Consider the following 1327-nt stretch of genomic DNA (forward strand, 5'->3'; position numbering starts at 1 on the left):
CTGTCAACGTCGGGTAAAAACTGACCCTCTATCGTCGATTGAATTTTGACCCCTCGGGTTGGTCTTTTTGGTTTAGTTCGCGCCTGGTTGGGGTTGCTGCTCGAGCAGTTCGCGGCGGCTGCGGGTGCGGTGAGAATCCCCGGCAAGGGTGACGACCTCGGCATGGTGAACGAGGCGGTCGATCATGGCCGCGGCGACGATCTCGTTGGAGAAGATCTCGCCCCACCGGCCGAAGGGCATGTTCGAGGTTGCCAGAATGGCGCCCTGTTCATAGCGGGCGGCGACGAGCTGGAAGAACAGGTTCGCGGCATCGTGATCGAAGGCCAAATACCCTATTTCGTCGATAATCAGGAGCTTGTATTTGCGTAGCCGTTTGAGCTCCAGGTCGAGGCGACCGGCGGTGTGCGCGGCCGCGAGGCGGGCGACCCACCCGGTGGCCGTGTCGAAGAGGACCGAGTAGCCGGCCTGGATCGCCTTGACGCCCAGACCGATCGCGAGGTGGGTTTTCCCAACGCCGGGCGGCCCCAACAGCACTACGTTGTCCGCCTTCGCGATCCAAGTCGTCGTGGCCAAGTGGGCGAGGATATCGCGGCGCAGCGAGGGCTGGTGGTCGAGGTTGAATTCCTCCAACGTTTTCACCTGCGGGAAGTGGGCGCCGGCGATGCGCAGTGCCGTTCCGTGGGCCTCCCTGTCGGCGACCTGGCGTTGCAGGACCGTCGCGAGGTACTCCTCGTGCGACCACCCGGATTGCCGTGCCGTGTCGGCGAGCTCCTCCCAGGTGCGGGCGATCGTGGGGGTCTTCAACACCCGCGCGAGATACGCGATCGTCGAGGCGATCTGCGGTCCCGCCGGCGGGGTGCTGGACGGTGTCACTCTGTCGAGCGCGCTCATCAGCTCAACGCCTTCTCGGCCGGGGTGCCCGCCGCGGTGGTGGTGAAGTCGCCGCCGAAGAGCGCGTCGTAGTCGGTCAACACCCGCAGCGCTACCCGGTGGCCATCGGCATGCTGGCGGCTGGCGCGTTCCAAGGACCGGCGTTCCTCAGCGAAGGCGCTGCGCAGGGTCTTCGCGATGCCGACATGCGCCGGATCGGTGATCGTTGCCCGCCTGGCCCAACACCGCGCATGGGCGCCCACGACCGTGCCTTCGCGCGTGATCGTGACCATCGTCGCGGTCGCATGGACGTCGACGAACCTGCCCGCGCAGCGCGGATCGACGGAGTAATCGTTGGAATCAACCCGGAGGTAGTACTCCCGGCCAAGCCGCACCCTGGTGCGCAACCCGGTCGAGGGCGCCGACACCGGCAGCATCGTCATCGCCGCCAGATCCG

Annotated in this window: 2 protein-coding genes; both read right to left on the bottom strand. The window is 66.2% G+C overall.

The genetic code is table 11. The features are described 5' to 3' along the window. Positions 1-72: 72 nt before the first annotated feature. Positions 73-891 (bottom strand): IS21-like element helper ATPase IstB, encoded by an 819-nt coding sequence (gene istB, locus E3T28_RS03910; protein WP_134428152.1) that lies wholly within the window; start codon positions 889-891, stop codon positions 73-75. After that, on the bottom strand, positions 891-1327 hold a 437-nt coding region (locus tag E3T28_RS16745), incomplete at its 5' end, for a Mu transposase domain-containing protein (protein ID WP_420898257.1). The genes E3T28_RS16745 and istB, both read right to left, overlap by 1 nt.

The sequence above is a fragment of the Cryobacterium sinapicolor genome (assembly GCF_004403465.1).
Lineage (GTDB): Bacteria > Actinomycetota > Actinomycetes > Actinomycetales > Microbacteriaceae > Cryobacterium > Cryobacterium sinapicolor.

Bases quoted from the DNA above. Each gene is read 5' to 3' on its own strand.
- istB (WP_134428152.1), bottom strand. From the start codon at position 891: ATGAGCGCGCTCGACAGAGTGACACCGTCCAGCACCCCGCCGGCGGGA.